Origin of the sequence: Antiquaquibacter metalliresistens (genome assembly GCF_029211225.1) — a bacterium.
Lineage (GTDB): Bacteria > Actinomycetota > Actinomycetes > Actinomycetales > Microbacteriaceae > Rhodoglobus > Rhodoglobus metalliresistens.
The window spans coordinates 268,593-281,917 of sequence record NZ_JARGEM010000004.1; the positions used below are offsets into that span (position 1 = coordinate 268,593).

A 13,325-nucleotide genomic window follows, 5' to 3' on the forward strand; every position below is an offset into this window, starting at 1 on the left:
CTCGTTTCCGGCGCGTAACGCGATCGTTTCCACGTGTTAATTACGAGGCGAGGGGTCACTCGGCTGTGATAGATGTTCACGGGTGACTGGCATCGACTCCGCGATCGACCGGCAGGCCGAACGCATCGGCCATCGCATCCGGGCGCTGCGTCGCGCGCGCGGGTTCACGCTCGTGCGGCTCGCGGAACTCGCGGCGCTCTCGCATCCGTTCCTGAGCCAGCTCGAGCGTGGCCGCGCCCGGCCGAGCATGGCCTCCCTGGAGCGGATCGCCAGGGCGCTCGGCAGCAGTCAGTTGGAGCTGATGTCCGCCGTCGATGAGGCGACGACCGGTCTCGTGCGCGTCGACGAGGGCACCCGCGGTCACTACGCCGAGGGCCAAGCGCGGCTGCTCGTGCACGGCACCCGGAGCTTCAGCCCGATGGAGTTCACTGGATCGAACACGGAGTTCGGCACCGCGTTCAGCCACGACGAGGACGAGTTCCTGCACGTCGTCACTGGGGTGATCGAGGTCGATCTCGGCACCGGCAGCACCACGGTTTTGCGAGCCGGCGACTCGCTCTACTACGGTGGCGGCACACCCCACCGTTGGCGTGCCGTCGAGCCCGGCGGTTACCGGCTCTTCATCGTCAAGGAGAAACCGGAGCAGTTGTGAACGCCCTCGACGACACCGCGTACGACATGGTGGTGCACCGCCGGGATGACTCGACCGAGGGCGTCGCCGTGCTCGAACTGGTCCCCGCCACCGACCGCCCCCTGCCGCGCTGGCAGCCCGGCGCGCACATCGATGTGCTGCTACCGAACGGGGACGCCCGCCAGTACTCGCTGTGCGGCGAGCCGGGCGCCCAGGCGTACCGCATCGGGGTGCTGCGTGAGCCCGACGGGCGCGGCGGCTCGGCGTGGATCCACGACACGCTGCACCCAGGGGCATCCGTGCGCGTCGCGGGGCCACGCAACCACTTCGAGTTCGTGCCCGAGCGCGGCACCCGCTACCGATTCCTGGCCGCGGGCATCGGCATCACCCCGATCGTGGCGATGCTGCGCTCGGCGGCGGAGTCCGGTGTCGACTACGCGCTCGAGTACTCGGGGCGCTCGCGCGCGCACATGGCGCTGCTCGACGAGGTGCTCGCCGAGCACGGTTCGCGAGTGAGCGTGCACGCCGCCGACGAGGGGCGGCGGCTCGACATCCCCGCGCTCTTCGCGGACCTGCCGCCGTTCACCACGACCTACTGCTGCGGGCCGGCCCGCTTCATCGAGGCGGTCGAGCAGGCCGCGCGCGGGCGCCAACTCAAGGTCGAGCGCTTCGAGGCGAAGGAGCTCGGCGAGCCCGTGCTGAAGGTGCCGTTCGAGGTCGAGCTCGCGTTCAGCGGGGAGACCATCACGGTGCCGCCCGAGAAGACGGTGCTGCAGGCGATCGAGGATGCCGGGGTGCTCGTGCTCTCCAGCTGCAAGGTCGGCACCTGCGGCACGTGCGAGACCCGCGTCATGGCCGGCGAGGTGGACCATCGCGACTCGATCCTCACCGCCGACGAGCAGGCGGCGAACGACGTGATGTACGTGTGCGTGTCGCGTTCGGCTGGGCCGTCGCTGACGCTCGAGCTGTAGAGGGGCTGACGCCGTCGGCGGTCGGTCGGCGGCTCCGCCCATAGACGCCCGCCATCCCCACCGCACGGCCGACGCGTTGCGTGGCAACGCGTCGGAACCGGCGGCGTGGGCCCACCCGAGCCACCGACCGACCGCCGACGGCTGAGTCGGGGCGTCAGGTGAGGCGCTCGCGCAGGCGGGCGACGAGCTCGGTCTCGTCGGCGTGCACGAGCGCGTAGTCGCGCACCACGACGTGGCCGTTCACGACCACGTGCTTCGGTCGGCGGCCGGGATTCGCCCAGAGCAGGCCCGCGATAGGGTCGGCCACGCCCGCATCGGCGACGCCCGAGACATCCCACACGCACAGGTCGGCGGCGCTGCCGGGGCGCAGGTGGCCGAGTTCGGGGCGCCCGAGGCCGGTCGCGGAACCCTCCGTGGCCATGGCCAGCACCTGCCGGGCGGCGATGGGCGGTCCGACGAGGGGGGCGACCTGCATGGCGAGGCGGGCATCCGCGAGCAGGTGCCCGGCGTCGTTGCTGCCGCCCCCGGAGGTGCCGAGTCCGACGGCGAGGCCCGCGGCGCGCAGGGCGGCGACCGGGGCGATGCCCCAGCCCATCGGCAGGTCGCAGCCGGGGGCGTGCGTCGCGGTCACCCCGGCGGCGGCGAGCCGCGCGATCTCCTCCGGCGTCACGTCGCACAGGTGCGCGAGGGTGACGTCGTCGGCGAGCCAGCCCCACTCCTCGAGCAGGTCGAGGGGTCGTCGGCCGTACCTCTCGAGGGCGATCTCGGTGTCCACCTGCTCGTTGGACTGGGTGCGGCGGCGCAGTCCGTGGCGCCGCGCGATCTCGCCGAAGAGCTCGAAGGTCTCGCGGGGGTCGCTGTGCACGCCGGCGGGGCCGATCGCCAGCTGCAGCATCCCGTCGGCGGTGTCGGGCAGCAGCGCCTGCACGATCGCCTCAGCGGATGCCGCGGCCTCCTGCGGATCGTCGCGGGCCGCACCCCGCACGAACACGAGCCGCCCGCCGAGGGATCGCGCGGCCTCCGTCGTGGCGCGTGCGATCGACACCGTGTCGGCGCCGCTCGGCCACGTCAGGTGGTGGTCGGCGACCGTCGTCACGCCGCACAGCAGCCCCTCGGCGACCCCGACCGCCGCGGCGACACCCGCGAGTTCCGCGTCCACGCCCGCCCGCGCGTAGGCGGCCGCCATCGTGGGCAGCCAGTCGCGCATCGCGACGCCGCGGGTGCCGGGCAGGGTGCGGAAGGCCGACTGCAGCAGGTGGTGGTGGGCGTTGACGAGACCGGGGGTGACGACGCATCCCGAGGCGTCGAGCGTCTCGTCGTCGCCGGGGAGCGACAGGTCGCCGGTGGTCTCGGTGTGCTCGTCGACCATGATGGCGATGGCGTCGCGGATCAGCATGTGCCGTTTCTAGCAGCCGCATGTAACGCCGGTGAAACGGTGGCGTGTCACGCTTGGGTCATGCACGAGATCGCCGACCGCCTGCTCGCGGCCCACGACGCCGGACGCCGACTCGTCGTCGCAACGGCGATCGCGATCACCGGCAGCGCCCCGCGCACGGTCGGCACCTCGATGGCCTGGGACGGCGAGGCCGTGATCGGCACGATCGCCGGCGGCTGCGTCGAGGGTGCCGTCGTCGAGGTCGCCGGTGAGGTGCTCGCCGACGGGGTCGCGCGCACCGTCGAGTACGGCGTCGACGACGAGACGGCGTTCAGCGTCGGGCTCACGTGCGGTGGCCGGTTGCGCATTCACGTGCAACCGTTCACCGACTCGATCGCCGACGATCTGCGCGCCGCGCGGCCGGTCGAGGTCTGCGGGTACGTCGACGAGCCGCCCGTGCCGCGACGCATGATCGTGTTCGGCTCGATGGAGTTCTCGTCCGCGCTCGCCGCCGCCGCACGCGTACTGGGTTACGGGGTTACCGTGTGCGACCCGCGCCCGCTGTTCCTCACCGAAGCGCGGTTCCCCGGCGTGGAACGTGTCGTGCAGTGGCCCACGACCTACCTCGCCGAGACCGCGATCGACGAGCGCACCGTGATCTGCGTGCTCAGCCACGACGCACGCTTCGACGCCGAGCTCATCGCCATCGCGCTCGCGAGCGAGGCCGGCTACGTCGGCGCGATGGGCTCGCGCACCACGCACGATCGGCGCGTCGCATCCCTGCGCGAACGCGGGCTGGATGCCGCGACCATCGCCCGACTGCACAGCCCGATCGGTCTCGACCTCGGCTCGTCCACGCCGGAGGAGACCGCGGTGTCGATCCTCGCCGAGGTGCTCGCGGAGCGCAGCGGGGCGAGCACGCGGCCGTTGGCGGTTACGACCGGCGCGATCCATTCACGAGCCGCCACAGCCGATCCCGCGACATCGGCAGCTCGGTCGGCCTGACCCCGAGCGCGTCGCGGATCGCGTTCGCGAGGGCGGGGGCCACGGGGTTGTACGGCGCCTCGCTCATCGACTTCGCGCCGAGCGGCCCGAGGCCGTCGTGGGTGTCGGCGAAGAGTACCTCGGTGACGGGCACGTCCGCGAACTGGGGCACGTGGTAGTTGCGGAACGCGTCGGTGAGCACCTCGCCCTCGGTGAGCAGCATCTCCTCGTAGAGCGCGGTGCCGATCGCCTGCGCGGTGCCGCCCTCGATCTGCCCGCGCAGTTGCTCCGGGTTCATCACGGTGCCGGCATCCGCCGCCTGGATCGACTGCAGGATGCGCACCTCGCCGGTGCCGGGGTTCACCGCCACGCGGAACGCGTGCACGTTGAAGGCCACTGAACGCGGGCTGCCGTCGTGGCTGCCCTCGGCGCGCAGGCCCGGCACCGGGCCCCGCTCGTCGATCATGGCGCGCAGCGAGAGCGCGGCGGCGTGCAGCGCCTTGCCTGCGACGACGACGCCCGCGGAGCCGAACGCGCCCGTGTCGTAGCCGACGACATCCGTGTCGGACTGGGCGATGCGGATGCGGTCAACGCTCACCCCGAGCGCGGTGGCCGCGAGCTGCGCGTGCACCGTCGTGGTGCCGTTGCCGAACTCCGCGGTGCCGACGCTCGCGAGATATGCCCCGTCGGGCATGAGTTCGATGGATGCCTCGGCGAAATGCCCCCGCGGTGCGATGGTCGCGATCATCGACAACGCCATCCCCTCGCCCACGGGCCAGCCGTGGGGCCCGGTCAGCGACCGGTCGAGGGCGCCCTCGGCGAGGTCGAGGCACTGGTCGAGTCCGTAGCTGACCATCGAGAGGTCGGTCTGCGCCTCGGCCTCGGTGACGACGAAGCGATCGCCGGGCACGATCACGTTGCGACGTCGCAACTCGAAGGGGTCGATGCCGAGGGCTCGCGCGAGATCGTCCATCGCCGATTCGATCGCAAAGATCACCTGCCCCAGCCCGTAGCCGCGGAACGCGCCGGAGGGCAGGTTGTTGGTGTACACCGACTGGGCCGACACGCGCTTGTTGGCGCAGCGGTACACCTCGATCGACTCGTGGATCGAGTGGAACATCACGCCGATGCCGTGGTTGCCGTAGGCGCCGGTGTCCATGAGCTGGTCGACGTCCATCGCCGTGAGGATGCCGTCGGCGTCGGCCGCGAGCGTCACCGCGATGCGCATCGGATGGCGGGTCGGCGCGATCGTGAACTCGTCCTGCCGGGTGAACTCGTATTGCACCGCGCGGCCGGTGCGCAGCACCGCGAGGGTGACGAGATCCTCGGTGAGCAGCTCCTGCTTGCCGCCGAACCCGCCGCCGACGCGTGCCGTGAAGACCCGCACCTTCTGCGGGTCGAGCGCGAAGATGTGGGCGATCTCGTCGCGCACCAGGAACGGCACCTGGCTGGAGGTGCGCAGCACGAGCCGGCCGCCCTCGTCGAGCCAGCCGCGCGTGGCGTGGGTCTCGAGCGCGGCGTGGCTCACGCGCTGGGTCTGCCACGTGCCCGTCACGGTGGCCGCGGCATCCCGGATCGCGGCATCGACGTCGCCGAGGTGACCGGCGAACTCCGCGACCGTGTTGCGGGCCGGGTCGTGGATGCGCGACTCCGGACCCTTGTCGCCGTGGATCGCGGGGGCCGAGCCCGAGCGCGCCAGTTCCGGGTCGAACACCGCGGGCAGCACCTCGTAGTCGATGTCGATCAGCGCTAGGGCGCGTTCGGCGATCGCGACGGTGTCGGCCACGACCGCGGCGACCCGCTGACCACGGAAACGCAGCACCGGGTCGAGCACGAGCGTGTCGTCCGGGTCGTCGGTGCGCGACTCGTGCCGTCCGGTGGAGAACGGGGTCGCGGGGGAGTCGAGGTGGGTGAGCACCGCGTGCACGCCGTCGAGCGCGCGGGCCGCTGCGGTGTCGATCGCGAGGATGCGCGCGTGCGGGTGCGGGCTGCCGAGCACCTTCAGGTGCAGCAGTCCGGTGGTGCGGGTGTCGAGCGTGTACGGCTCGCTGCCGGTGACGACCCGCCGTGCCGCGGGCGCCACCACGGAGTCGCCGGCGAGCCCGGTCGCGGAGGTGTTGCGCACGCCGTCAAGCGCGTCGTGGATCGAGCGGTAGCCGGTGCAGCGGCACAGGTTGCCCTTGAGCATGCGCGGCAGGTCGTCCGGCTCGGGCATCGCCGAGGCGGTGACGACCATGCCCGCCGTGCAGAACCCGCACTGGAATCCGCCCGCGGCGACGAACGCCTCCTGCACCGGATGCAGCGCGCCCTCGCTCCCGAGTCCCGCCGCCGTCACCACGCTCACCCCGTCCAGCCGATGCACCGGCACCAGGCAGGAGTGCACGGGGGAGCCGTCGATGAGCACGGAGCACGCCCCGCAGTCCCCGGCATCGCAGCCCTTCTTCACCTCGAAGTGGCCGAGGTCGCGCAGCACCGTGCGCGCCACCCGACCGGGTTCGGGCTCGAGTTCGTGTGGCTGCCCGTTGACCGTGAACCTCATGCCAGCTCCTCGATGATCTCGAGCGCGAAGCGGTGGCTCATGGCGCGCCGCCAGTCCGGCGATCCGTGGGCGTCGTCGTACCAGTCGTCGATGCTCTCGAAGGCCGCCTCGAAGTCGGTGGCGAGCAGGGTGTGCGGGCGGGTCGCACCGCCGGTGATGGCGAGGTGGGTTCGGCCCGTGGCATCCCGTCGCCCGGTGACGAGGGTGCCGGTGCGGCCGAGCGGCGAGAGGGCGATGCGGCGGAACGCGGTGCGCGGCATCGGAAGCGGGAACTCGACCGCGCGGATCACCTCACCGGGCTGCAGCACGGTGGTGCGCACCCCGGTGACGAAGTCGGCGGCGGGCACGGTGCGTTCGCCATCGGCCGTCCAGAGCAGCAGCCGGGCGTCGAGACCGACGGCGAGGGCGATCATGGCCCCGGCAGGCAGGGCCATCGCGAGGTTGCCGCCGATCGTTGCGATGCGCTGGATCTTCCAGGAGGCCAGCAGGGAGTCCGCGCACTGCTGGAACAGCGGGGAGTCGTCGAGTTCGCGCACGTCGGCGATCGGGCAGGTGGCGCCCACCGTGAGCCGCTCCGCGGAGCGCGTGACGCCATGCCAGCCGAGGCCGGTGAGGTCCACCAGCTCGGTGATCCCCGGCTGCGGCTCGGAGTACAGCCACGTGCCGCCACCGAGTGGCGTGCCGCGGGCGAGGTCGGTCCGCGTGCGCGCCATCCGCACCGACTGCACCGAGACGAGGTCCATGATCCCCCGAGTCAACCCCACGAACGTGTCGGACGTGTAACACGACGGTGGTCACCGTTCACTCGACACGCCCCCGCATGATGCCATCCGTTCAGACGCACGGGAGAGATTCGAGCCGTGCTCCGGCTCCCGATCGCTGTCCTGACCGCCGCGGTGTTCGTCATCGGCGGTGCCGCCGCACCGGCCGCCGCGGCATCCAGCCCCACCGTCGTCATCAACGAGATCGCGAACGGCGGCATCGCCTCCGACTCCGACTCGTTCTTCGAGTTGCGCAATGCCGGGGATGCCGCGGTCGACCTCACCGGCTGGCACGTGTTCCGCTGCAGCTGGCAGGGGCTGCGCGCCAACGTCGGCAGGCCGGAGACCGACCTCACCGGCGTCGTGCTCGCCCCCGGCGAGATCTTCACCGTCTCCAAGACCGGCATGCCCGGCGACGCGCACTTCACCCAGCCCTTCGCGCTCACCGGGTTCGGTCTCTACCTCGAGGGTCCGGATGCCGCGCTCGTCGACGCCGTCGGCGTCTACCCGAACGAGCCGTGGCCCACCCAGTCGGAGTGCACGGTCGGCGAGAACCTCACCAACAGCCTGGACTTCGCGACGAACCAGTCGTGGCAGCGCACCGCATCCGGACAGTGGGTCGCCGCCCCGGCGACGATCGGTGCCCAGAACGTGGCCGCGGCGCCCGCGACCGCCGACACCTCGGTCGTGATCTCCGAGATCGCCTCGGCCGGTCCCGGCTCCTCCGGCGACGAGTTCGTCGAGCTCGTCAACACCGGCGACGAGATCGAGTCGATCGGCGGGTGGAGCCTGTACCGCTGCACCGCGACCGGGCGATCCCGCGCCAACACGCTCGAACTGACCGTGCAGGCCGGGGTGCAACTCGCGCCCGGCGAGCGCTGGGTGATCGGCGGCGCGCAGTTCGAGGGCGCGGCCGGGGCTCGGCTGCACTCGTCGCTTGCCGACCTCGAGTTCGGTGTGCTGATGCGCGACGGCGAAGGCGCCCTCGTCGACCGGGTCGCCGTCTCCGCGTACGGCGACAGCGCCTGCCAGCAGCCGAAGCTGCCGGCCGTGCTCGACGCGGTCGCCGGCGAGTCCTACCAGCGCGCCGGCGACGGTTGGGTGGTCGCGCCGCGCACCCCGGGCGAGCGCAACGCGAGCCGCACCGAGTCGATCGGCGACGCCGTCGTGACGCCAGGCCCCATCGCCATCAGCGAGCTCGCGACCGACCCCTCCACCGAGGGAATGCCGGCCGGCACCGAGCAGCGCAACTACATCGAGCTCGGCAACTACGGCGACGAGCCGGTCGACGTCTCCGGCTACACCGTGCGCCGCTGCGAGGCGGACGGCATGCGCAGCCGCGAACTGCAGTTCACCGTGCCGCAGGGCACCCGGTTGGCGGCGGGGGAGGTGCTGCTGGCGGCGCGGGCGGGCACGGCCGCGGCATCCGTGGCCGATCTCACCTATCCGGAATCGCTGAACTTTCTCGGCACCGGCGTCTGGGTCGAGGATGCCGCGGGCACCCTCATCGACCGGGTCGGCGTCTACGCCGCCAACGAGATGGACGCCAGCAACGTCGCGGCCAGCCCGTGCACCTCGGGGCACGCGCTGACGACCTACCAGCCGGACCGGCTGCTGAGCGAGACCTTCCAGCGCGCGGGCTTCGCCGGCGACAACGCCGAGGACTTCGCGGTCGGCGAGGCGACGCCCGGCGAGCTCGACCTGCTCGCGCGCGCCGATCCCACCGCGCGGGTCGTCACCCCCGCCACCGCCGCACTGCCAGCGCCGACCCGAGCCTTCGGCACGGCGCACGTGATGCCGACGACCGCGGCCACCGTGCTCGAGTCGTGGTCCGGGGTGACCGACGGCGCCCCGCTGACGACGCTCGTCGGCCCGGCCGAGACGCCGGGGGCGCTGCCGATCGCCGACGACGGCTGGGGCTACCCGTACCACCGCTTCGTGCTCGACGCGTCGGCCATGGTGGCCGGTGACCAGGTCGGCTGGACCGGAACGACCGTCGCGCGCGGCGAGGTGCAGTTGAGCGTCTGGAACGGCGCCGCCTGGAGACTGCTCGACAGCGGCTCCGGGGAGCTGCTGGGCGTCCTGGAGGCGCAGGACCTCATCGACGGCACCGTCACCCTGCTCGTGCAGGATGGTCCGCGCACGACCCCGACCGTCACGACCGAGCGCGATGGTGCGCTCGAGAACCCCACCGACTACGACTTCGCGCTCACGCACATCACCGACACCCAATACCTCTCCGAGAGCTACCCGGAGGTCTACGCGCAGCTGGCCAGCTGGATCGCGGACAACGCCCAGGAGCGCAAGATCGCCTTCGCCGCGCACACCGGCGATCTCATCCAGAACTGGGTCGATCCCGACCAGAGCCAGGCCCGGGCGCGCGTGGAGTTCGAGCGCGCGTCCGCGATCCAATCGATCCTGGATGACGCGGCCGTGCCCAACAGCGTGCTGCCCGGCAACCACGACAACAAGCGCGGGGTCACCAACGAGCTGTTCAACGAGTACTTCGGGCCGGAGCGCTACGCGGGCACCGCGTGGTACGGCCAGTCGATCGCGCCGGACGACAACAGCGCGAGCTTCTCGACGTTCGAGCACGAGGGGGCGAGATTCCTGGTGCTCTCGCTCGGCTACGCGTACGGCGAGGCGGAGATCGCCTGGGCCTCCGAGGTCGTCGCGAGTCACCCCGACCACAACGTGATCATCGCCACCCACGAGCACGTGATGCCGAAGACGCTCGAAGAGTCCGCGCACCGCTCCGTGAACTCGCGCTGGATCTCCCGCGGCCAAGAGCTCTGGGATCGGGTGATCGCGCCCAACCGCAACGTCGCCATCGTGCTCTCCGGCCACTTCCACGGCATCGGCCAGCTCGTCACCGAGAACGCCGGCGGCATCGAAGGCCACACCGTGGTGGAGTTGCTCGCCGACTACCAGGAGTTCCGCACGCACACAGGGGAGCGCGCGACCGGCTTCTACCGCATGCTGCAGTTCGACGTGGATGCCGGCGCCATCGCCGTGGACACCCGCTCGGTTCGCCTCGCCGCCGCCTACAGCGCCGACTACGACTACCGCCAGTTCCTGCCGGACAACGGGCTCGCGACGACTCCCTCCAACGCGCGCCCGTGGCGCATCGTCGACTCGGGCGTGCAGGGCCGCTACAGCGAGGAGGACGACGAGTTCACCGCCGCGGTCACCCTCCAGCATCCCAAGGCCGTCACCACCGAGTCGATCGCCATCGGCGGACGCTAGGGTGTGGGCATGAGCGCCGATCCCGACGAGGATGCCGCCGCCCTCGCCTGGGCCGGTGACGAGTCCGACCGCCCGACCAAGATCACCAAGGTCACACTGCCGCGGCCGGAGGATCCCACCCCGCGACCGGCGACCCCGGGCATCCTCCTGATCACCTACGGCGTGCTCGCCGGTCTCTTCCTCGTCTACACGATCGGCTGGATCACCGTCGTCGTGAACTCCGGCTACACCGCGCCCGACCTGCTCGGCGAGATCATGTGGCAGCTCGGCGAGTTCCTCGCCATCGCGAGCCCGGCACTGTGGTTCGCGACCGTGCTGCTGCTCACGCGGGATCGCAAGCCGCTCGTGCGTCTGCTGCTGCTCATCGTGGGATTGGTCGTCGTCATCCCGTGGCCGTTCCTGCTGGGAGGTGCGGCGTGAGCGGCATCGCGGACTCCGAGAACCCCATCGAGGCCGTCGTCGAGGACGACGCGCGCGAGTCGAAGCGCGGCCGCTACGGTTGGCTGAGCCTCGCCGTCGCCGCGATCTTCGGGCTGTTCTTCGCCTACGACGTGTGGGAGGCGATCGGCAACATGATCAGCCTCCCGCAGTACTACGAGCTGCTCGGGCTCGATCCGGCAGGCATCCCGTGGTGGGTGCTCGTGATCAACCTGCTCGTGCCGATCGCGGCATTCGCGATCGCGTTCTGGGTCGGCCGGCGGCAGAACCTCGGGGGCCGGGCGCTCATCTTCCTGCTCGGCCTCGCGGTCTCCGCGGCGCTCGGGCTGGGGCTCGTCGCGCTCGCGGGCGCGGTGGGCTGAAAACCGCCGACCGCTGGGCCCGATACACTCGACCGGGGCTGCGTGGAGGCGCGCGGCCGAGCCGATACGTAAGGATCCACTCGTGGCCAAGCCGGTCGTCCTGATCGCCGAAGAACTCTCACCCGCCACCGTCGAGGCTCTCGGGCCCGATTTCGACGTGCGGTCCGTGGACGGCACCGACCGTGCCGCGCTGCTGTCCGCGCTCGCGGACGCGCACGCGATCCTCATCCGATCCGCGACGAACGTGGATGCCGAGGCGATCGCCGCGGCGAAGCAGCTCAAGGTCGTTGCCCGCGCCGGGGTCGGTCTCGACAACGTCGACATCAAGGCGGCGACCGAGGCCGGCGTCATGGTGGTCAACGCTCCGACGTCGAACATCATCTCCGCCGCCGAGCTCACGGTCGGTCACATCCTGTCCCTCGCCCGGCACATCCCGGCGGCGCACGCGAGCCTCGCGGCGGGCACCTGGAAGCGCTCCAAGTACACCGGCACCGAGCTCTTCGAGAAGACCGTCGGCATCATCGGCCTGGGTCGCATCGGCGCGCTCATCACCGAGCGCCTGCAGGCCTTCGGCATGAACGTGGTCGCCTACGACCCCTACGTCACGAGCGCGCGGGCGCAGCAGCTCGGCGTCACGCTGCTGAGCCTCGAGGAGCTGCTGGCGCAGGCCGACTTCATCAGCATCCACATGCCGAAGACCCCCGAGACGACGGGGATGATCGGCACCGACCAGCTGGCGATGATGAAGCCCACCGCCTTCGTCATCAACGTCGCGCGCGGCGGACTCATCGATGAGCAGGCCCTGTATGCGGCCCTCAAGTCCAACCGCATCGCGGGTGCCGGTCTCGACGTGTTCGTGAGCGAGCCGCCAACCGACTCGCCCCTGCTGGGGCTCGACAACGTCGTGCTCACCCCGCACCTGGGCGCCTCCACCGACGAGGCGCAGGAGAAGGCGGGCGTCTCCGTCGCGCGTTCGGTGCGTCTCGCGCTCGGCGGCGAGCTCGTGCCGGATGCCGTGAACGTCGCCGGTGGTGCCATCGACCCGACGGTGCGGCCGGGCATCCCGCTCATGGAGAAGCTCGGCCAGGTGTTCTCCGGTCTCGCCGACCACCCGATCACCGCCATCGATGTCGAAGTGCGCGGTGAGATCGCCGAACTCGACGTCAGCGTGCTCAAGCTCGCCGCGCTCAAGGGCGTGTTCTCGAACATCGTCAGCGAATCGGTGAGCTACGTGAACGCGCCCCTGCTCGCCGAGCAGCGCGGCGTCGCCGTTCGCCTGATCACGGATGCCACCTCCGACGAATACCGCAACCTGCTGACCATCCGCGGAGCCCTCAGCGACGGCTCGCAGATCTCCGTCTCCGGCACCCTCACGGGCACCAAGCAGGTGCAGAAGATCGTCGAGATCAACGGATACGACGTGGAGGTGCCCGTCGCGGAGCACCTGATCGTGATGATCTACACCGACCGTCCGGGCATCGTGGCCGTCTACGGCAAGGAGTTCGGCGAGGCGAGCATCAACATCGCGGGCATGCAGATCGCGCGCCAGGGCAAGGGCGGTCAGGCGCTCAGCGTGCTGACCGTCGACTCACCCGTGCCCGAGGCGCTGCTCGCGAAGGTCGCGGCGGCGATCGATGCCGACCTCCTGCGAGAGATCGACATCACCGAGGCCTGATCGCTCAGGCGACGTCGGGCGGGGTGGTGGAGGTGCGCCGCTGGCTCACCGACGCGCCATCCGCGTCCACACCGTGCTCGACGGTGGTGACCGACTGCCGCTTGCGCAGCATCAGCACCAGGCCGATCACGAAGACGACCGCACCGGCTGCCATCAGGATGTAGCCGACGAGATCGAGGTTGATGAACCCCGTCTCGAAGTTCAGCGCGAAGGTGAGAATCGCGCCGATCACGAACAAGACGATTCCAGTTCCAATACTCATGTCTTCGACGCTAGGCAGCCCGTCGCCCGGGCGGGAGGGCCTTGCGCATCGCCGTGACATCTGGGCGGGATTCCGAGGATT

General features: G+C 71.1%; 11 protein-coding genes. 7 read left to right on the plus strand and 4 right to left on the minus strand.

Annotated features, from left to right (window positions below):
* The first annotated feature begins 82 nt into the window (after positions 1-82).
* Positions 83-652 (plus strand): helix-turn-helix domain-containing protein, encoded by a 570-nt coding sequence (locus tag PYV02_RS09370; RefSeq protein ID WP_275758468.1) that lies wholly within the window; start codon positions 83-85, stop codon positions 650-652.
* Positions 649-1,602 carry a PDR/VanB family oxidoreductase gene (locus PYV02_RS09375; protein WP_275758470.1) on the plus strand — a complete coding sequence of 318 codons (954 nt, stop codon included), beginning with the start codon at positions 649-651 and terminating at the stop codon, positions 1,600-1,602. Before PYV02_RS09370 ends, PYV02_RS09375 begins: the two co-directional genes overlap by 4 nt.
* Positions 1,603-1,756: 154 nt before the next feature.
* On the opposite strand, the gene PYV02_RS09380 is transcribed toward PYV02_RS09375, so the two are convergent.
* On the minus strand, positions 1,757-2,998 hold the full coding sequence (locus tag PYV02_RS09380; RefSeq protein WP_275758472.1) for an amidohydrolase family protein: 1,242 nt from the start codon (positions 2,996-2,998) through the stop codon (positions 1,757-1,759).
* A 60-nt stretch (positions 2,999-3,058) separates the two neighbouring features.
* Here PYV02_RS09380 and PYV02_RS09385 point away from each other — a divergent pair, with 60 nt between their 5' ends.
* The gene (locus PYV02_RS09385) at positions 3,059-3,982 is read left to right on the plus strand and encodes an XdhC family protein (protein WP_275758474.1); all 924 of its coding nucleotides are present in this window, start codon (positions 3,059-3,061) and stop codon (positions 3,980-3,982) included.
* Here PYV02_RS09385 and PYV02_RS09390 read toward each other — a convergent pair.
* Together PYV02_RS09390 and PYV02_RS09395 are read right to left on the minus strand one after the other, a co-directional pair.
* The gene (locus PYV02_RS09390) at positions 3,912-6,500 is read right to left on the minus strand and encodes a molybdopterin-dependent oxidoreductase (protein ID WP_275758476.1); all 2,589 of its coding nucleotides are present in this window, start codon (positions 6,498-6,500) and stop codon (positions 3,912-3,914) included. The genes PYV02_RS09385 and PYV02_RS09390 overlap by 71 nt on opposite strands.
* Entirely contained in the window at positions 6,497-7,243 is a 747-nt protein-coding gene (locus PYV02_RS09395) for an FAD binding domain-containing protein (protein WP_275758478.1), read from the minus strand. The genes PYV02_RS09390 and PYV02_RS09395 overlap by 4 nt, the downstream gene beginning before the upstream one ends.
* A 117-nt stretch (positions 7,244-7,360) precedes the next feature.
* Here PYV02_RS09395 and PYV02_RS09400 point away from each other — a divergent pair, with 117 nt between their 5' ends.
* The 4 genes from PYV02_RS09400 (at position 7,361) to serA (ending at position 12,982) form a co-directional block, all read left to right on the plus strand.
* Positions 7,361-10,507, plus strand: a complete 3,147-nt coding sequence (locus PYV02_RS09400) for a lamin tail domain-containing metallophosphoesterase family protein (RefSeq protein ID WP_275758480.1) — start codon at positions 7,361-7,363, stop codon at positions 10,505-10,507.
* Between the two features lie 9 nt (positions 10,508-10,516).
* Positions 10,517-10,927, plus strand: coding sequence for a hypothetical protein (locus PYV02_RS09405; protein ID WP_275758482.1), 411 nt, complete (start codon positions 10,517-10,519; stop codon positions 10,925-10,927).
* Entirely contained in the window at positions 10,924-11,307 is a 384-nt protein-coding gene (locus PYV02_RS09410; protein WP_275758483.1) for a bacitracin resistance protein, read from the plus strand. The genes PYV02_RS09405 and PYV02_RS09410 overlap by 4 nt, the downstream gene beginning before the upstream one ends.
* A gap of 82 nt (positions 11,308-11,389) precedes the next feature.
* Positions 11,390-12,982, plus strand: a complete 1,593-nt coding sequence (gene serA, locus PYV02_RS09415; RefSeq protein WP_275758485.1) for a phosphoglycerate dehydrogenase — start codon at positions 11,390-11,392, stop codon at positions 12,980-12,982.
* Positions 12,983-12,986: 4 nt separating this feature from the next.
* Here the strand turns inward: serA and PYV02_RS09420 are convergent, their stop codons facing one another.
* On the minus strand, positions 12,987-13,244 hold the full coding sequence (locus tag PYV02_RS09420) for a DUF6458 family protein (RefSeq protein ID WP_275758486.1): 258 nt from the start codon (positions 13,242-13,244) through the stop codon (positions 12,987-12,989).
* Positions 13,245-13,325 lie beyond the last annotated feature (81 nt).

What these genes read in the sequence shown, in the direction of transcription:
- PYV02_RS09380 (WP_275758472.1), bottom strand. Translation starts at nt 2,998, where the DNA reads ATGCTGATCCGCGACGCCATCGCCATCATGGTCGACGAGCACACCGAG.
- PYV02_RS09385 (WP_275758474.1), top strand. Translation starts at nt 3,059, where the DNA reads ATGCACGAGATCGCCGACCGCCTGCTCGCGGCCCACGACGCCGGACGC.
- PYV02_RS09390 (WP_275758476.1), bottom strand. Translation starts at nt 6,500, where the DNA reads ATGAGGTTCACGGTCAACGGGCAGCCACACGAACTCGAGCCCGAACCC.
- PYV02_RS09395 (WP_275758478.1), bottom strand. Translation starts at nt 7,243, where the DNA reads ATGGACCTCGTCTCGGTGCAGTCGGTGCGGATGGCGCGCACGCGGACC.
- PYV02_RS09405 (WP_275758482.1), top strand. Translation starts at nt 10,517, where the DNA reads ATGAGCGCCGATCCCGACGAGGATGCCGCCGCCCTCGCCTGGGCCGGT.
- PYV02_RS09420 (WP_275758486.1), bottom strand. Translation starts at nt 13,244, where the DNA reads ATGAGTATTGGAACTGGAATCGTCTTGTTCGTGATCGGCGCGATTCTC.